This window comes from Agathobaculum sp. TL06, assembly GCF_054658635.1.
The window spans coordinates 66017-84126 of sequence record NZ_BAAGGY010000004.1; the positions used below are offsets into that span (position 1 = coordinate 66017).

16 protein-coding genes are annotated in these 18110 nt (G+C 63.3%); 3 read left to right on the forward strand and 13 right to left on the reverse strand.

The window, feature by feature from the left end; translation table 11 throughout:
• Positions 1 to 89: 89 nt before the first annotated feature.
• Positions 90 to 1217, reverse strand: coding sequence for an aminotransferase class V-fold PLP-dependent enzyme (locus ACYQ3S_RS03525; RefSeq protein ID WP_459687354.1), 1128 nt, complete (start codon positions 1215 to 1217; stop codon positions 90 to 92).
• Positions 1214 to 1453 carry a DUF3343 domain-containing protein gene (locus ACYQ3S_RS03530; protein WP_459687355.1) on the reverse strand — a complete coding sequence of 80 codons (240 nt, stop codon included), beginning with the start codon at positions 1451 to 1453 and terminating at the stop codon, positions 1214 to 1216. The genes ACYQ3S_RS03525 and ACYQ3S_RS03530 overlap by 4 nt, the downstream gene beginning before the upstream one ends.
• Positions 1454 to 1562: 109 nt before the next feature.
• On the opposite strand from ACYQ3S_RS03530, the gene ACYQ3S_RS03535 reads away from it, so the two are divergent.
• Positions 1563 to 2765 (forward strand): ATP-binding protein, encoded by a 1203-nt coding sequence (locus ACYQ3S_RS03535; RefSeq protein ID WP_459687356.1) that lies wholly within the window; start codon positions 1563 to 1565, stop codon positions 2763 to 2765.
• Positions 2766 to 2982: 217 nt separating this feature from the next.
• Here ACYQ3S_RS03535 and ACYQ3S_RS03540 read toward each other — a convergent pair whose 3' ends face one another.
• From ACYQ3S_RS03540 to ACYQ3S_RS03550, 3 genes are all read right to left on the reverse strand, one after another.
• Positions 2983 to 4452, reverse strand: a complete 1470-nt coding sequence (locus ACYQ3S_RS03540; protein WP_459687357.1) for a S1C family serine protease — start codon at positions 4450 to 4452, stop codon at positions 2983 to 2985.
• 149 nt (positions 4453 to 4601) lie between these two features.
• Positions 4602 to 6053 carry a sensor histidine kinase gene (locus ACYQ3S_RS03545; RefSeq protein WP_459687358.1) on the reverse strand — a complete coding sequence of 484 codons (1452 nt, stop codon included), beginning with the start codon at positions 6051 to 6053 and terminating at the stop codon, positions 4602 to 4604.
• 3 nt (positions 6054 to 6056) lie between these two features.
• Positions 6057 to 6737 (reverse strand): response regulator transcription factor, encoded by a 681-nt coding sequence (locus tag ACYQ3S_RS03550; RefSeq protein WP_459687359.1) that lies wholly within the window; start codon positions 6735 to 6737, stop codon positions 6057 to 6059.
• Positions 6738 to 6900: 163 nt separating this feature from the next.
• Between ACYQ3S_RS03550 and tsaA the strand changes: the two genes are divergently transcribed.
• The gene (tsaA, locus tag ACYQ3S_RS03555; RefSeq protein WP_459687360.1) at positions 6901 to 7581 is read left to right on the forward strand and encodes a tRNA (N6-threonylcarbamoyladenosine(37)-N6)-methyltransferase TrmO; all 681 of its coding nucleotides are present in this window, start codon (positions 6901 to 6903) and stop codon (positions 7579 to 7581) included.
• 57 nt (positions 7582 to 7638) lie between these two features.
• On the opposite strand, the gene ACYQ3S_RS03560 is transcribed toward tsaA, so the two are convergent.
• Both ACYQ3S_RS03560 and ACYQ3S_RS03565 read right to left on the reverse strand, forming a co-directional pair.
• Positions 7639 to 9513 (reverse strand): DUF4914 family protein, encoded by a 1875-nt coding sequence (locus ACYQ3S_RS03560; protein ID WP_459687361.1) that lies wholly within the window; start codon positions 9511 to 9513, stop codon positions 7639 to 7641.
• Positions 9514 to 9771: 258 nt separating this feature from the next.
• Positions 9772 to 10953: a metallophosphoesterase gene (locus ACYQ3S_RS03565; RefSeq protein ID WP_459687362.1), complete on the reverse strand. Its 1182-nt coding sequence runs from the start codon at positions 10951 to 10953 to the stop codon at positions 9772 to 9774.
• Positions 10954 to 11012: 59 nt separating this feature from the next.
• On the opposite strand from ACYQ3S_RS03565, the gene ACYQ3S_RS03570 reads away from it, so the two are divergent.
• Positions 11013 to 12707, forward strand: a complete 1695-nt coding sequence (locus ACYQ3S_RS03570) for a DUF975 family protein (protein WP_459687363.1) — start codon at positions 11013 to 11015, stop codon at positions 12705 to 12707.
• Positions 12708 to 12710: 3 nt separating this feature from the next.
• Here ACYQ3S_RS03570 and ACYQ3S_RS03575 read toward each other — a convergent pair whose 3' ends face one another.
• The 6 genes from ACYQ3S_RS03575 to ACYQ3S_RS03600 form a co-directional block, all read right to left on the reverse strand.
• On the reverse strand, positions 12711 to 13496 hold the full coding sequence (locus ACYQ3S_RS03575; protein WP_459687364.1) for a TIGR00282 family metallophosphoesterase: 786 nt from the start codon (positions 13494 to 13496) through the stop codon (positions 12711 to 12713).
• Positions 13497 to 13715: 219 nt separating this feature from the next.
• Complete coding sequence (locus ACYQ3S_RS03580) at positions 13716 to 14243, reverse strand: dihydrofolate reductase family protein (protein ID WP_459687365.1); 528 nt, start codon at positions 14241 to 14243, stop codon at positions 13716 to 13718.
• 109 nt (positions 14244 to 14352) lie between these two features.
• Positions 14353 to 15312: a ribose-phosphate diphosphokinase gene (locus ACYQ3S_RS03585; protein WP_054327482.1), complete on the reverse strand. Its 960-nt coding sequence runs from the start codon at positions 15310 to 15312 to the stop codon at positions 14353 to 14355.
• 35 nt (positions 15313 to 15347) lie between these two features.
• Positions 15348 to 16598, reverse strand: coding sequence for a DapH/DapD/GlmU-related protein (locus ACYQ3S_RS03590; RefSeq protein WP_459687366.1), 1251 nt, complete (start codon positions 16596 to 16598; stop codon positions 15348 to 15350).
• 249 nt (positions 16599 to 16847) lie between these two features.
• Entirely contained in the window at positions 16848 to 17291 is a 444-nt protein-coding gene (locus ACYQ3S_RS03595) for a NifB/NifX family molybdenum-iron cluster-binding protein (RefSeq protein ID WP_459687367.1), read from the reverse strand.
• On the reverse strand, positions 17288 to 18106 hold the full coding sequence (locus ACYQ3S_RS03600; RefSeq protein WP_054327485.1) for a P-loop NTPase: 819 nt from the start codon (positions 18104 to 18106) through the stop codon (positions 17288 to 17290). Before ACYQ3S_RS03600 ends, ACYQ3S_RS03595 begins: the two co-directional genes overlap by 4 nt.
• Positions 18107 to 18110: the final 4 nt, after the last annotated feature.

The following is an 18110-nucleotide window of genomic DNA, read 5'->3' on the forward strand; positions in this document are numbered from 1 at the left end:
GTGATTTTTCCTTCCTCCGCACAGCAGGGGAGACGCGGGGTTTCAACATTACCTATACTACCACAAATCGCTTCCCCTGTATAGCGTATTCACAGATTTTTTACGGTTTTGCACAGCAAATCGGCCGCATGCTCCGCCGTGCGCGCGGTCGAATAAAAGGAGAAAGAGAAGCGTACGGTACCGGTTTCCTCCGTGCCGGCCGTGCGGTGCGCGAGCGGCGCGCAGTGCAGGCCCGCGCGCACCGCGACCTGCCGCCGCGCCAGCTCCTCCGCCACGGTTTCGCAGGGCATCCCCCGCACCCGCAGCGACAGCACGCCGGTCTGCGGCGCGCCGGAAAAGCATTCGATCCGCTCCTCCCGCTCCAGCGCGCGCACAAACTCACGCCGGAGCGCCTGTTCATGCGCGAGGATATTCTCCGGACCGACCGCGCGCACAAACGCGATGCCCGCCGCAAGCCCCGCGATGCCCGGCACATTGGGCGTGCCGCTCTCCAGCGCGTCCGGCAGGAAATCCGGCTGCCGCAGCTCTTCCGACAGGCTGCCCGTGCCGCCCGCCAGCAGCGGCGCGGCCGCGATGCGGTCGTCGAGCGCGAGCAGGATGCCCGTCCCCTGCGGCCCGTACAGCCCCTTGTGGCCGGGCATACACACCGCGGCAAGGCAGGGGTGGCGGCGCACGTCGATCCCAAGCATGCCGGCGGACTGGGACGCGTCCAGAATCAGCGGCACGCCCGCCGCATCCAGCAGCGCGGCGATCCCGTCGAGCGGCGCGGCAAAGCCGAACACATTGGACACATGGTTGAGGATGAACAGCTCCGTCCCCGCAGCCAGCGCTTCCTGCGCTTTCCGCTCCATCGCCGCGGCGTCCCAGAGCGGGGCGTCGAGCACGGCCGGCTCGATCCCGCGCAGCGTGAGCGGCCGCATGACCGCGTTGTGCTCATATCCGCCGACCGCGATCCGCATGCCCGGCTTCGCCAGCGCGTGAATGGCCAGATTGAGCGCGTGCGTGGCGTTCATCGTGAACACGACGCGCGCCGGATCGCGCACGCCGAACAGCGCCGCCGCCTGCTCGCGGCAGCCGTATACCAGCTCGCCCGCGCGCGCCGCCGCCGCGTAGCCGCCCCGCGCATAGCCTGCCGCCGCGTGCATTGCGCGGCGCACCGCCTCATCCACCGCGCGCGGCTTATACAGCGTCGTCGCGGCGTTGTCCAGATAGATCATGTGCCGCCCCCCTCGTCCGGCATGACGCGGCAGGGCGAAAGCCCCAGCTGCCGCAGGCGGCGCACCGCCTCGTCCGCCTGCGACGCCCCGACGCGCACCGCCCAGCCGCACGACTCGGTCCGCTCGTGCCGCGGCGGCCGCGCGACCTCGCCCGGCACGCCCATCTGGCCCAGATGGCGCCGCAGCCCGATCGCTTCCGTCTGGCTGCGGCATATCAAAAGCGCATATTGGCTCATTGTTTGTCTCTCCCTCCAAGCATAGTCTATCCTCATGCTATGTTGAAAAAGCCGCCGAAGTGTGTTATGCTGGAACCGATCGAAAAAATACAGTTTGGAAGTGAAACAAATGGAGCTTTCTATCCTTTCGCTGCGCGTGCGGGCGCTTTCCGTGCTGCGCGGCCTGCAGCGGCACCCGTTCGTCTCGTCCTACCTCGCGGTCTTTGACGCGCTCAAAACCGACGACGCGGATTTCGCGCGGGCCTACGGCGCGCTGTGCGCCCAGATCTTCGCCTGCGGCGACGTCAGCCGCGCCATGCTGGACGCGGTGCATTTTGACGTCAACACCATGACCGATACGCTGGACGCGCCCTCCGCCACCCTGCTGGGCGCGGCCACGCACGATATCCAGGCGCTCAACGCCCTGCTCGCCCTGGACGGCAATACGCTCAAGTCCGCGGCCGCCGGCGTTTACCGCATGCCCGCGCTGCGCGACCTGCCGGATTATCCGGCCGCCGCCCCCCTGCCGTTCCGCGACGGGGCGGCGCTGGCCAGCTTTTACCGCGCGCAGGGCTACGGCTTTTTCGCGCAGGCCTCCGCTTTCGCCGTACAGGATGACGGCACGGTGGCCCCGATCAGGCATCCGGACGCCATCCGCCTGCGCGACCTGCCCGGCTATGAGCGCCAGAAGCAGCAGATCCTCAAAAACACCCGCGCGTTCCTGGATGGGCGCGAGGCCAACAACATCCTGCTCTACGGCGACAAGGGGACGGGCAAATCCTCCACCGTCAAGGCGGTGGTCAACGAATACGCCGAGCGCGGCCTGAAGATCATCGAGATGTCGCCGCGGCATATCGCCTGCTTCCCGCGCATCTTCGCGGACACGCTCCGTTCCCCGTTCCGCTTCATCGTGTTCCTGGACGACCTCTCTTTCAGTCGGGAGGACGACAACTTCGCCGCGCTCAAGGCCTTTATCGAGGGCGGACTGGCAGGCAAGCCCTCCAATCTGGTCATCTATGCGACCAGCAACCGCCGCCACCTGATCCGCGAAACCTTCGCGGACCGCGAGGGCGACGAGGTGCGCGTGCGCGACAGCCTGGAAACCGTGACCTCGCTCTCCGACCGCTTCGGGCTGGAGATCACGTTCTCCGTGCCGGACAAGGACGAGTACCTGTACATCGTCGACCAGCTCGCCGCGGAGAACGGCCTGGCGCTGTCCGGCGAGCAGCTTCATCTCCTGGCCGAGCGCTTCGCGCTGCGCCGGAATGGGCGCTCCCCCCGCACGGCGCGGCAGTTCATCAGCCAGCAGCTCGCCGAGCAATACGAAAAGTAACCGCATACAAAAAAACGCGCCGCAAGGCGCGCATCAAACAGAAAACAGGCCGCACAAGCGGCCTGTTTTCATAAAAGCCGAGGACAAGCGCCTCGGCTTTTATACCAGTGTGGAGCAAGGCTTCGCGCGCTGCGCGCGCCGGAGCTTTGGACGCATCCGCGGCCACGCCGCGGTGCGTCCCGCCTCGCTGAAAGCCGTATGCGTTCAGCGAGATACATTACCAGCCAAAGAACGGGAACGGGCTTTGGTAATACTGCGAGCCATCATCCTGCTGGCTCTGCGCGTCCTGCGCCGCCGGATCCTCGCCCTCCAGGTCGTGCGCGTCCATCAGTGTGATCGTGACGTTGAGCCGCTTGCCGGTCGAAATGCGGTAAACCGTCAGCGTAATCCTGTCGCCCGCCTTTTTGTCCTCCTTGACCTCATTCACGTCGTCCATGGTCGGGGTAGGCGTACCATCCACCGCTACAATGACGTCGCCAACCTGCAGCCCCTCGTCGGCCGCCTTGGCGCGCGAGTCGATCGAGTCCACCTGCACGCCCGCGATGCTGCCGTCCGCGGATTCCACGTTATATCCCGAAATGCCGATGGACGGACGCCCCGCGACATAGCCGTTGACAATCAGTTCATCGACGACCTCCTTGGCCGTGTTGATCGGGATGGCGAAGCCCATGCCCTCGATCGACGCCTCGCTGAACGCATTGCTCGAGAGCTTGGCCGAGGTGATGCCGACCACCTGCCCGTATTTGTTAATCAGCGCGCCGCCCGAGTTGCCCGGGTTAATAGAGGCGTCGGTCTGGATCAGGGTCATCACGCGGTCGTTGATGGTCACGTCGCGGTTGATCGCGGAAATGCGGCCGCCTGTGATCGTGTTGGCGAACTGCACGCCGCCGGGCGAACCGAGCGCGTACGCATATTCGCCGGGCTGCAGCTCATCCGAATTGCCGAACTCGGCCGCCGTGAGTGTCCCTTCCGGCTCCACCTTGAGCACCGCCAGGTCGGTCTGCTCGTCCGTGCCGATGATCTCGGCCGGCATCTGCGTCCCGTCGCTGAGCTGGACCATCACCTGCTCCGCGCCCTCGACAACGTGGTTGTTGGTGATGATGTAGCCGTCCTCGCTCATGATGACGCCCGACCCGCTGCCGCCGGTCGCAATGACCGATACGATCGACGGGCTTACTTTTTTGTAGATCTCCTCGCCCGCCAGACCGTTGACCACGTCGTAATTATCCGGATCGTATTCCGGCGTGCCAGATATCTGCACGGTGGGCATGCTGCCCGCCGTGACGCCGCCGCCCGCAGGCGCGCCGCCGGTATTGGAAACGACATGCCCGATTACCGCGCCGCCCGCAAACAGCAGGCAGGCCGCCGCGACGCTGCACAGGCCGATAACAATGCCCTTCCCGCGCCCTTTCTTCTTTTTCGGCGGCTGCGGCTGGCCGGCCGGTTCGGCATACGGCGCCTGGTATGGGGCCTGATACGCCGGATGCTGCACCGGCGTCTGGTACGGGGTGCGCGGTTCTTCGGCGCGCGGCGCATCGGATGCCTGCGGCTCCTCCCGCGGCGTCTCCTGCGCACCCTGAGCCGGCTGTGCCGGCGTTTCGTTCTGCGGCTCCATAACGGGCTGCTGCGGTTCGGTATGCTCATCGCCGCCCGGGGCCGGCGTATAGTTGTTATTGAAGTCGTCCATTGTAATGGCCTCCCTATCGGTTTTGTGCTTTCATTCTAACCCGCCATTGTGGCAGTTTGTTGAAAACAATATGAACAAATCATGAATTCGGCCCCGTGCGCAAAAAACGGCGGAGGACCGGCCGATCCTCCGCCGCTGCGCGCATCGCGTCATGGTTTGCTGCCCGGCAGCTGCGGCGGAGCCAGCGGCAGCGTAAACGAGAACTCGGTCTCCCCGTCATCCGAACGGACGGATATCTCCCCGCCGTGCAGGTTGATGATGTTTTTGACGATATACAGCCCCAGCCCCGCGCCGGTCTTGTCCATGGAGCGCGAGCGGTCGGCCTTGTAAAAGCGGTCGAACACATGCGGCAGGTCCTCCGCCGAAATGCCCGCGCCCGTGTTGCTGATGGAAAAGGCGCAGAACGTCCCCTCCGGATGGGCGCGCAGCGTGAGCCGGCCGCCCTCATTGATGAATTTGACCGCGTTGTCCACCAGGTTATACACCACGCGGTACAGATGGTCGCGGTCGCCCATGACCATCAGCCGGTCGTCCAGCTCGCACGCCACGTCGAGCCGCTTCTTTTCAATCTTCTGCTCGAATGAAAGGATGATCTGGCTGGTCATCTCGGAAAAATCGAACGGCGCGGGCGCGAGCAGCAGCTCGCCTGACTGTATCTTGGCCGCGTCCAGCATGCGGTTCACCATGCGGGACAGGCGGCGCGTCTCCTCGGCAATGATGCGCAGGTATTTGTCATGCTGGTCGGGAGGGATGGTGCCGTCGATCATCCCGTCCACAAAGCCGCCGATTGTCGTCATCGGGGTCTTGAACTCGTGGCTGACGTTGGAGATGAAGCCGCGCGTCAGTTCCTCGAGCTGGTCCAGGTCGCGCGCCATGTTGTTGAACGACACCGCCAGCTCGTCTATCTCATACGAACGGTTGTCCTCCGGCACGCGCACATCGAAATTGCCAGCCGCGAATTCCTTCGCCGCCGCCGCGATCACCTTGAGCGGGCGGGTGACATGCTGCGAAATGATAAACGAAATAATCAGCAGGACCACCAGCGTAATCAGCAGGATCAGCACCAGGGTCTGCGTGGAGTGGCGCACCACGCCCGCGGTCTCCGGATCCTGCGCGGAGACAAACACCAGAGCTGTGATCTCGCCCGCCTCATTGACCACCGTCGTACCGACCGTATAGCTCGACGCCGCGGTCAGCACACCGAGCGACCCGACCGCGGCATACGCGCCGGATATGCGCACCTGGCTGGCGACCTCGGGCGGGATCATATAGCCCGGCATGGTATAGGCCGTGCCGTCCGGCGCGGCGGCCATCTGGATGATACCGTCCTCATCCGTGACCAGCACGGTGATAGCGTCCTCCTTGGCAACGCGCGCAATCGAAAGGATGTAAAACTGCTCGAACTCCTCCGAGGTGCTGCCGCGCAGCAGCTCGGTCTGCTCCGCGATGCTCTGCACGGTCGTGCGCAGCTCGGTCTGCTTGGCGGAGAGCGCGTAGTTGCTCATCTGATAATAAAACACACCGCCCGCCATGGCAAACGCACATACGATCAGCACCAGATGCGTCACATAGTTTTTGAAAAAAAAGCTGTGTCTGCCCATCGCTTACTCCTTGGTCTCGAACTTGTAGCCCACGCCCCAGACCGTTTTCAGCTCCCACTTATCCGAAACGCCCTCCAGCTTTTCGCGCAGGCGCTTGACATGCACATCCACCGTGCGGGTATCGCCGAAATAATCGAAGCCCCACACATCGTCGAGCAGCTGCGCGCGCGTAAACACGCGGTTGGGGCTAGACGCGAGGTAGTACAGCAGCTCGATCTCCTTGGGCGGCGCGTCCACGCGCTTGCCGCGGATGACCAGGTCATAGGCCTGCTTGTCGATCACCAGGTTGTCGAAGGACAGCTTCTCCGGCGCGTCGTCCGGCGCCATGCGGCGGAACACCGCGCGCACGCGCGCGATGACCTCGGGCATTTCAAGCGGCTTTACGATATAGTCGTCCGCCCCCATCTCCAGGCCGGAAACGCGGTCCGCGGTCTCGCCCTTCGCGGTCAGCATGATGATCGGCACATCGCTTTCCGCGCGGATCTCCTTGCAGACGGCCCAGCCGTCCATCACGGGCATCATCACGTCGAGCAGCAGCATGTCCGGCTTTTCGGACTTCCACTTTTTGATCCCCTCAACGCCGTTTTCCGCTTCTATCACGATATAGCCCTCCCGCTCCAGATAAAGGCGGAGCAGCTCGCGGATATTCGCTTCATCTTCAACAATCAATATCTTTTTGGGCATTGTTCTCCCCTGCTTTCCGATAGTATGCTTCCATTATACCGCTTTCCATTCGAAAAAGCATTAACAATCTGTAAAAGACTGCGCGGACCTTCCGCCGCCGGATTGCGCCGGCGCCGCGGGCATGCTATACTGGACACAATCCCAAAGCAGAGGAGCCAACCCCATGTCACAACCCATCCCCATGCACATCATCGCGCGCATCCGCAGCGACTTCCCCACCAAGTTCGGCATCCCGCGCCAGAGCGGGCTGGCGGACACGCCGGCCCGCATCGTATTCGAGCCCCCTTACCGCAACGCCGACGCGCTGCGCGGGATCGACGGATTTTCCCACCTGTGGCTGATCTGGCAGTTTTCCGAAGCGGTGCGGGAGGACTGGTCGCCTACCGTGCGGCCGCCCAAGCTCGGCGGCAACCGGCGCGTCGGCGTATTCGCGACGCGCTCGCCGTTCCGGCCGAACGCCATCGGCCTTTCCTCGGTCCGGCTGGAGCGCGTCGAGCCGCGGACGCCGGACGGGCCGGTGCTCCATGTGTCGGGCGCCGACCTGATGGACGGCACGCCCCTCCTGGATATCAAGCCCTACCTCGCCTACACGGACGCGCATCCGGAGGCTTCGAGCGGCTTCGCCCTGCCCACGAACGCCGTGCAGGTTTCCTGCCCGCCCCGCCTGCTCGACAGCCTGCCCGCCGGCCGGCGGCAGGCCCTGCTCGCGGTACTCGCGCAGGACCCGCGCCCCGGCTATCAGGACGAGCCTGGCCGCGTCTACGGCTTCCCATTCGCCGGCTTTGAGGTGCGCTTCACCGTGGAGGACGGCGTACTGACCGTGCTTTCCATCACACCCACTTAAAAAACCGCTCAGGGAGATTCCCTGAGCGGTTTTGCGTTATTCTTTCCGCCGCGCGGATCAAAGGTTGGTCGGGGTGATCGCTTCGTAGTCCGCGAGCGTGCCGCCGTTCATGAGGCAGTCGATAATCTGCTTACCGCGCGGATCGAGATCCGGCGTATCGAACTTGGCAACCTCCTTGCGGAAGAAGTCGGTCAGGATCTTCGCGCCGGCGTCGTAGCCATCCTCGCCCACGCGGTCCTGGGTATCGACACGCAGATACTTGGAGCGGATGCGCTGGCCGTCGATGGTCATATCCTTCATCGCGTAGCCGAGCAGCGGGCAGCGGGCCGGTTCGAGGTGCTCGCGGCGAATCTTCGCGCCGCCGTGGCGCGCCAGGTATTCGCGGCTGATCCACTCGGCCGCAAAGCCGACCTTGTACACGCCGATATGCTGGTTCGGGATCAGCACATAGCGGGTGTTCGGGCTCTTGAGGATCTGGTCGAGCAGCAGGTTGGCCTGCTTGACGCGCAGACCGGTGGCAAACGGCCAGTAGGAGCCGACGCCCTCGCTCTTCAGCTCGTTGCCGGTCACAATGGACGGGTTGTTGAAGCCGCGCGGCGCGACCAGGCGCCACAGCCAGGCGAGCGCGGGCGGGATGATATGCATCATGCCCATGATGCCGTAGTTCGGGTTCTCGCGGGTGGAGGGAGGCATGCGCACGCCGAACGAGCGCACGTCAACCTCTACCGGCTCCTTGACGATATGCGGGATATCCCAGCGCGGCACGATCGCGCGCGGGTTGGAGCAGGGCTTGCCGTTGGAATCGAGCGTATGCTCCCAGATCAGCAGGGTCGCGCCTGCATGGCCCTCCATGTTGAAGAAGCAGAGCGGCTCCTTCGGCTCGGTGCAGATGCGCTCGTATACCGGATCGCAGCCGTAATGGGTCACGCCGTCCATGCGCAGGAACCAGCCGTCCTCGCCGTCCACCAGGACGAGCTTGCCGGAGTTGTTCTGGACCGCCGGATAGCAGGTCGCCATATCGTCGCACACCGGCTCGATGGCGCAGGTCTGGCCCATGTTGAGGTAGGTTTCCTCGCCGGTCACGGTGTTCTTGGAAAGCAGCACACGGTTGTCCGGCTCGCGGGCGATATCCTGCAGCATCTCGCTCTTGCCGCCGCCGGACGCGCCCTCGTGCATAATGACCATTTCGTTCTCATACGGCGTAATCAGACGGCCGCAGGAGGTGTGGCAGGTGGTCCAGCCCTCCTGCTCGCCGATATCGAGCAGCACGGAGTACACGCCCTTTTTCGCGGACGGGCCGGGATACAGGTTGTAGGAGAACACCTCGTGGCAGTCGTCCAGACGGTTGTGTACCACGACCTGCTTGCCCTCGAAGTGGGTGTGGCGGAACGGGGGCGCGACATAAACGATCGCGCGCGGCTTATAGCCCTCGGTCTCCTCAGCGTTGACAAAGCCCTGCAGATGCGCCAGCGCGAACGCGAAAAACGCGCACGGCTTGGGGCAGACCAGCATGGAGCCGTAGCCATAGATGTTGCCGCCCGAGTTAAACGGCATGAGGATAAGCTCCTGCGTTTTGAACCACTCCATGGTTTCTTTCCGCAGGTCGCTGAAGGGATAGCCGTAAACGTCAGCAAAACGCTTTTTATCGGTCGGCTTATCGTCGGCGATGCGCATGCAGTCCGGCTCGCGGCGGCGCATGTAGTCCTCCACAAAGTTGACCGAAGCGCCGTTCTTGCAGCGGGTCACGTCCGCTTCCTTCACCGGACCCTTGCCCGGAACATCGAACACAACGTCAAATACATCGGCTTTGTCCGGACCGAACACCATGTCGTACAGCTCCGCCTTGCTGGTCGGCACGGATACGCCCTTACAGTTTTCGATGACATCGGTCAGTTCGTCTGTAAAAGTGAATTTTTTCAGCAACTGGTTCATCTGTTCTTTTCCTCCTTTCACACCGTTTTCCGGCGGTTTCCCACGCGCTCGATCGGTGTGCCATACACGGCTTCGACAAATTTTTCACATAATTTGCCAAGGCCTATTGTAGTTCATTTATAGCATACATCAAAACCTGGGCCGCCGTCAATAAATTTTCGAATTTTTGCAAGCCGTCTCTCAAGTTCTTGCACTATGTACAAATTCAGCGTTCCATTTTCGTGTGTTTCCCTCATATGGACACCTGTATTCCGTGCATTATCGCGAAAAATGCACACTGATTTTCACGACCTCACTTGCCGTACCGACCCGCATATCCGGTCCCCACACCCCTAAACCGGACGTGACAACCGAAAACATGTCCTTTATTTGCACCATTCCGCAGGGATTTTCCCACAAAAAATCCATAATCAGGTTGCCGGGAAACACCTGTCCGTCATGCGTATGTCCGGACAGATCCAGATCAAAGCCCGCCGCGGCCAGCGCCTCCAGCTCTTTCGGCTGATGGTCGATCACGAAAGCGGGCTTTTCCGCCTCGATCAGGCCGGCCCATTCTGCAGGACTGAGCCGTTCATCCCCCAATTTCCTGTCCCGCGAGGGGTCCTTGCGGCCGACGAGCTGGACGCCGTTTTTTAATGTAACTTTTTCATCTTCCAGCAGATTTATCCCCGCGCGCCGCAGAAAACCGGCCATTTGGGGGTCGTTTTTCTCCTCATCCTCGGTATCCCAGGTAAAGCCCGCCAGGATCGGTTCGGACAGGTCGTGGTTGCCCCAGCATGCATAAGTGCCGTATGTGCTATGCATGGAAGCCAGCGCCGCCGCGATGCGGTCGGGCTCCGGCACGGCTTCATATTCGTTGTCAAAGATATCCCCCGCGACTACAATCAAATCGGGCCGCATATCGTTCACCGCCTGCGCCGCCCGCTCGATATAGGCGGGATCGGTGCTGTAGCCGAGATGCAGGTCGGCCAACAGCGCGACGGTCATGTCCTCCCCCGCGCCCTCCAGCGTGACCGCGTACTCCGTCACGCGCAGCGTGCGGGCGTTGACCATGCCGTACAGGCACACCGCGCATACCAGCGCCAACGCGGCGCCGCCCTGCACCTGCCGCACGCGCTGCATCTGCGCGAAGTCCCTGCGCCGGATGCGGCGCACACAGGCCAGGAGCGCCTCCACCGCCAGCACAGCGAGGAGGAGGTACAGCATCCAGCCCAGCCAGTAATTGCTGATCTGCTTGAGCAGCCGCCGCAGCGCGGGCGGGGACTGCACCAGAAAACCGGTCAGCGGGGTCAGGGCGGCAAAGCTGTAAACGGCCAGAAACAGCACGCGGAACGCCCGCGTGCCGAACACCCGATGGCAAGCGCCCGTCCACCGCAGCACCCAGCGCGCCAAAAATACGTTGACGAATATGTAAAAAGGTGCGAGAATAAAAGCAAGCATTGTCAAAACTCCATCATAATTTGTCAAATTCACAAAAAGAAAAAGGGGAAGCAATTTTTATGTGGCAACGAAAAGAACTCAAGCGGCGCGGCAAGCGGCAGTTTTTGCGGAACTGGGCCGCCACGGTCGCGGTGTGCTTTATCCTCGCCTTCACGGGCGCGGAATTTGCGGGGTCGGCGGATTTCATCGGCCAGTTTGACCCGTCCGCCATGCTGCCGGACGACCAGGTCGCAATCCAGGAGGTCAACCTGTCCAACTGGGAACTGCTGCTCGAATGGCTGCACATCGACCCGATGGACGGCACGCACCCCATGTGGGCCGCGGCTGACCAGAGCCTCGCGCCGGCCTTTGATACGCTTACCGCGCCGTTCTCCGCGTTTTTCGCGCTGCTCGAACGCTCGCGGTTTGCGGGCTGGCTGGATATCGCGCTGGCCGCGCTCGGCATCGCGGGCGGGCTGTGGTTTAGCATCTGGGTGCTAAGCGCGATCAGCGTGGGCGCGCGGCGCTTCCTGCTGGAAAGCCGCGTGCGCGACAATATCAGCATCGCTGCGATGTTCACGCCTTTCCAGCGCGGCTGCTGGTGGAACGTGGCAAAGGGCATGTTCCTGCGCTCACTGTTCCTGCTGCTGTGGGCGTGTACCATCGTCGGCTTTCCGATCAAGCTGTACGCCTACCGCATGGTGCCGTATATCCTGGCGGAAAACCCGCAGGCCGGTCCTGCCGAGGCGATCCGCCTGTCCCGCCAGATGATGCAGGGCAACAAATGGCGCTGCTTTGTGCTTGACCTGACGTTCTACCTGCACTGGACCTTTTTGCCCCTGCTGGCCTCCACCGTGCTCGGAACGGCCATCGGCCTGGCGACCGGCGAGGTCGTGCTGTGCCAGTCGCTCGCGGCGGCAGCGGCCGGACTGCTGTCCCTGCTGTTCGTCAACGGCTACCGCTCCGCCACCGACGCGGGCCTGTACGCCGCGCTGCGGCAGGCGCAGCTTGACGCGGGTACGCCGCTTTCCGCCTTGTTTGTGGTCACCGCTTTCGGCGAGACGGCGCCGACGGGCGAAAAACCCCACCTGCCCGACGCGGATGTGCGCCTGCCGGAGGATCCGGTGTTCCACTACGCCCAGCGGCACAAGCTGGACTATAACCGGCATTACGGCCTGCGCACGCTCATCCTGCTGTTCTTCACGTTCGCGTTCATCGGCTGGGTCTGGGAGGTCGCGCTGCACATCGTCACCAAGGGTATGTTCGTCAACCGCGGCACGATGCTCGGCCCCTGGCTGCCCATCTATGGCGCGGGCGGCGCGCTCGTGCTCCTGCTGCTGAAAAAGCTGTTCACCCGTCCGGTGGCGACTTTCCTGGTCTCCATGGTGCTGTGTTCGGTCATCGAGTATTTCTCCAGTTGGTATCTGGAGGTCACCAAGGGCATCCGCTGGTGGGATTACAGCGGCTACTTCATGAACCTGAACGGCCGCATCTGCCTGGAAGGCGCGGTGATCTTCGGCCTGGGCTGCTGCGCGGTCGTGTATTTCGCCGGTCCGCTGCTCGGCGGGCTGCTCGACCGGCTCTCCCCCGCCCGGCAGAACACGCTGTGCGCCGTGCTGCTCGCGCTGTTCGCGGCCGACCTGGCGTACTCGCACTTCCACCCGAACGCGGGCGAGGGCATCACGGACTATAACGACTGGCAGCAGGACGCCGCCAGGGACGCCCTGCTGCCCGAAGCTGCAAACGATTCTGTAACCGCCGTCCTGTCCGAATAGCCCTCAGCGGACGGCCCACCGCTCCCATACGCGGGCGACGGACGCGCACCGGCCGTCCCGCCCGATCGTAAAGACCGCTCCCGAAAGCGCACAGTCGCCGGGGGCGGTTTTGAAATATTCGGTCAAATCGCCGCGGAACATGGCGACCGACTGCTCCACGCACACCCCCAGCACGGATACGACCGGACCGGTCATGCCGATATCCGTGATATAGCCCGCGCCCTTGGGGTTGACGCGGTTGTCCGCGGTCTGCACATGGGTGTGCGTACCCCAGACCGCGGCCGCGCGCCCGTCCAGGTAATAGCCCATGGCGAGCTTTTCGCTGGTGGCGTTGGCGTGGATCTCGGCGAGCGCGATATCGTACTGTCCCGCCGCCTCGCGCAGGATTTTATCCGCGCACAGGAACGGGTTGTCCGGCCCGTAGTGCATATCGCAGCGGCCGATCAGGTTCATCACGAGCAGGCGCAGGCCCTGCGGCCCGTCGAAAACGCCCCAGCCGCGCCCCGGGCTCTGCGGGGCGAGGTTGGCCGGACGCAGCACGTCCGGATGCTCGTCCAGATAGGGCGCGATCTGCTGCTTGGAAAACGCGTGGTTGCCCAGCGTGATAATATCCGCGCCCGCGGAAAAAATATCGTCTGCCTGCTTTGGCGTGATGCCGCGCCCGGCGGCGTTCTCGCCGTTGACAATGACAAAACCCGCCCCGTGTTCCCGTTTGATGCGGCGCAGCAGTCCGTGCAGAGTGTCGATCCCCGCCTCGCCGACCACGTCGCCAATCGCCAATACCTTCATTACTTCACCTCTTGTTTGTTTTGCGCAGCGGCATCGTGATATCATACAGCGAAATGCTCCAGCAGCGGCTCTTGCCGGTTGTTTCCGGTTTCTCCCGCGAGTATTCCGCTTTGATGCGGAGCGCTTTGAGCTTTTCTCCGCATGTTATATCCGATCACCTCGCGTCCGGCATACCAGCCGGACGCATTTTTGTCCGCTGCGGTGCGTTGCACCGGTATTTTACCCCACCGCCGGCTCATAAATCAGCTCTGCGGCGCCGCCCGCCTGCCGCGCGGAGATCAGCCGCAGGCGCTGCGCCTGTCCCTCAGGGAACAGCCGGATGCCGCCGCCCAGCAGGACGGGCAGCACGGTCAGGTGCCAGCGGTCGACCTCGCCCGCGTCCGCTGCCGCCGCGATCAGCGCCGCGCCGCCGCACAGCCAGATATCCCTGCCGGCCTTTTGCTTTTCCGCACGCAGCCAGGCCGCCAGCCCGCTTTCCATGCGGCGCGCGTGGGGCAGCGGACCGTTTCCCTGCGTCCAGACCCAGCAATCCAGCCCCTCGTACGGCCACGCGCCGGGCGAGAGCTCCTCCGTGATCTGGCGGTAGGTCCGCCCGCCCATCACGACCGTGTCCACGGTTTGCACAAACGCCTCGTAACCGCCGTCCTCCTGCGCGTCCGCAAACGCGTCCAGCCAGCCCACGCCGCCGTCCGCGTCTGCGATATATCCATCCAGGCTGACTGCCAGATAGGCAACCGCTTTCCGCATATACGCTCCTTTCCCAAAAAGGAGGCGGACAGCCGACTGTCCGCCTCCCCCATTCTCATTGCAAGCCGCGGCCCGCGCGGCATTTTTAACAGAGGGCCGCCCCCGCTGCTCAGTCGAAGAGCGTCGATACCGATACTTCTTCGTAAATACGCGCGATCGCCTCGGTAAACACCGGCGCCACGGACAGGACGTTGATCTTGTCCAGCTTTTTCTCGCTCGCCAGCGGGATGGTATCCAGGATCGCCAGCTCCTTGATCGGGCTGTCCTTGATGCGCTCGATCGCGGGGCCGGAGAGCACGCCGTGCGTGGCGCAGGCGTATACCTCGGTCGCGCCGCCTTTTTCCACCAGCGCGTCCGCCGCATGGCACAGCGTGCCGGCGGTGTCGATCAGGTCGTCCACCAGGATACATTTCTTCCCCTCAACGTTGCCGATGATGTTCATAACCTCGGACACGTTCGCCTTGGGGCGGCGCTTGTCGATGATCGCAAGCGGCATGTCCAGCTTTTCGGTGAATTTCCGCGCGCGCGTAACCGAGCCGAGGTCGGGCGAGACGATAACCGTATCGTCCGTGCCGACGCCGAACTTGCCCGCGATATACGGGATGAGCACGGAGGAGCCGAGCATATTGTCCACCGGTATGTCGAAAAAGCCCTGGATCTGCGCCGCATGCAGGTCCATGGTCAGCACGCGGTCCGCGCCCGCGGCCGTGATCAGGTTGGCCACCAGCTTGGCGGAGATCGGGTCGCGCGCCTTGCTCTTGCGGTCCTGCCGCGCATAGCCGAAATACGGGATGACCGCCGTGATGCGGCCCGCGGACGCGCGCTTGCAGGAATCGATCATGATGAGCAGCTCCATCAGGTTGTTGTTCACCGGACCGCAGGTGGACTGCACCAGGAACACATCCGAGCCGCGCACCGATTCCATGATGGATACCGAGATCTCTCCATCCGCAAAGGTGGAGATCAGAGATTTGCCGATCGGCAGACCGAGCGCCGACGCGATCTGCATGGCGAGCGCCGGATGCGAGTTGCCGGACAGGATTTTGATGTTTTTTCCGTGAGAAATCATTCGATTTGCCCCTCCGTCATATTTTTATGTCTGTTTTATTGGTCCTTCTCTTTTTCGTGCGCCGCGCGGCGGCGGTCGTTCCATCCCTCGAGCGTGGTCTGCCGCGCGCGCGCGACCGCCAGCGCCCCATCCGGCACGTTTTTCGTCACCGTGGTGCCGGCCGCGGTAAACACGCGGTCACCCAGCGTGACAGGCGAAACCAGGTTGGTATTGCAGCCGATAAAGCAGTCGTCCCCGATCACGGTCTGGTTTTTGTGGTATCCATCGTAATTGACAACCACCGTGCCGCAGCCGAAGTTGACCCGCTCGCCGACGGTCGCGTCGCCGATATAGGTCAGGTGCGACACCTTGGTGCCGTTGCCGATGGAGGATTTTTTCAGCTCAACGAAGTCCCCGATGCGGCAATGGTCGCCCACCACGCACTGCGGGCGGATATAGGCGAACGGGCCGACCGTGACGTGCGCGCCGACCGTGGACTCGTACACCTGGGAATTGTTGACCGTGGTACCCGCGCCGATCTCCGCTTTTTCCAAAATGGAGTTCGGTCCGATGACCGCGCCTGCACCCACCTTGCAGCCCGAACGGATATGGCAGCCGGGCAGGATGGTGGCGCCCGGGGCGATCTTCGCGTCCGGCGCGATATAGGTGTTCGCGGGGTCGAAAATCTGCACGCCCTGTTCGATCAGGCCGAAGTTGACCTGATTGACCATGGCTCGGAACGCGATAAACGCCGAGCCCCCGTCGCGGATCTCAACGATCTCGTTTGTGACCGCAACGCCCTTCTGCGCGCCTGCGGCGACCGCTGCGGCAACCAGGCTGTCCAGCGAATCCGAGCCCGCCGCCAGCGCCTTCTGCAGCACCTCATAGGCAAATACCGCCGCAACGCAGCGCTCGTCGCGCGGGATGGGCTGCCCCTCCGCGTCAAAGCCCTGCTGCTCGGCGGCCAGCACGCTCACGCCATAGCCGGCGGCCGTATGCGTCTGCACCAGATGGTACAGCGCATCCTGCTCCGTCAGGGCAAACGGCGCCGCGATCACCAGCACATGCCCACACGCGGGCAGCGCTTTCAGCGCGGCAAAACGGCCGCCCTCCTGCGCCGCGACGCACACTGTCCCCGCGACCGGCGGCTCGCCCTCTCCCTGCACGAAAAAGCGCGCGCCCACCGCGTCGGGCAGATAGGCGCTTACCGCATCCCCCGCCGTGCCGAACAGCACCGGACGGGCGTAGGCCGGAACGCCGTCCTCGTCAAACAGGCCGCCAACCAGGGCGGCGGAAATATCCATCATCCTGAAAATCCTTTCGTTCTGGGCGCAGTCGCCCATTTTTCAGTTACACGAGTATTATACAACACTCCCGTGCAAATTGCATCGGTATTTTTGGAGAAAAATACGATTTCCCCCGTCCGTTTTTGCATCCCTATGCCTGATGCACGTCCATGTCGATGCCAAATCCCCGCACCGTGCAGCCCAGCAGCAGCGCGAACTCTTTTTTCATCTGAAAAAACGGCGCGCCCCAAGGAACACGCCGTTTATGCCTTATTGCCCCGCTTCCTCCGCGGGTATCTGGCGGAGGATCTCGATCGGGCCGCAGCCCGCGCACTTCGCACAGTCGTGCATGCACGCCATCGGATCGTCCGGATCCTCCTCACGGCCGATCTCCAGCAGGGTCGGGTCGCCCTGTTTTTCGCCCACCAGGAACTTGGCGACCGCTTCTTCCGCCGCGCCCTCGCAGCCCGGCACGAGCAGCACGCCGATCATCTCCAGCGCGTTGCGCAGCGCAAGGCCGAGCGCGCCGCAGATCAGCACGTCCACCTTTTCCATGCTCACCATTTTGATCAGGTCGGTCGTATTCCCGCCTTCCACCGCGGCAAGGCGCTTGCCTGTCGGGTTGCCGCCCTCCGCGGAAACAATCAGGAACGTGCGGCAATCGCCCAGATTGCCCGCGATCCGCCCGTTTTCATATGCTACGCCGATGTTCATCGGATATCCTCCACCGCTTTCAGCGCGCCCGCCAGCTCGTCCGGCAGCTTGGCGTCCTCTATCCTGCCCGCGTCGACCGCCGCGGCGAGCTTCGGGTCGATGGGCAGCTTGGCCAGCACGGGCAGCCCGTACTCCGCCGCGACCGCGTCCACACGGCTCTCCCCAAACACCGGAATATGCTTGCCGCAGTCCGGACAGGCGAGATAGCTGTAATTCTCGACCACGCCGATCAGCGGAATATTCATCATCTTTGCCATTTTGACCGCCTTGCCCACAATCATCGAAACCAGGTCCTGCGGCGAGGTGACAACCAGGATGCCGTCCACCGGCAGGGACTGGAACACGGTCAGCGGCACATCGCCCGTGCCGGGCGGCATATCGACGAACAGGAAATCCACGTCGTCCCAAATCACATCCGACCAGAACTGCTTGACCGTTTCCGCGATGATCGGCCCGCGGTAGATGACCGGATCATCCTCGTTCGGCAGCACCAGATTGATCGAGATCATCTGCACGCCGCCTTCGCTGCGCGCGGGCAGGATGCCCTCCTCGCAGCCCTCCAGCTTGTCATGCACGCCGAACGTCTTGGGGATGGACGGCCCCGTGATGTCGGCGTCCAGAATGCCGCAGGTATAGCCCCTGCGCGTCATGCCGACCGACAGCATCGAGGTCAGCAGGCTTTTGCCCACGCCGCCCTTGCCGGAAACGACGCCGATCACCTTTCTGACCGTTGCCGCGGGATTGGCCGCGACCTTGAGGCTCTTTTCGCCGCCGCAGCCCGCGGAGCAGGAATCGCAGTTATGCGAACAACCCATAGTT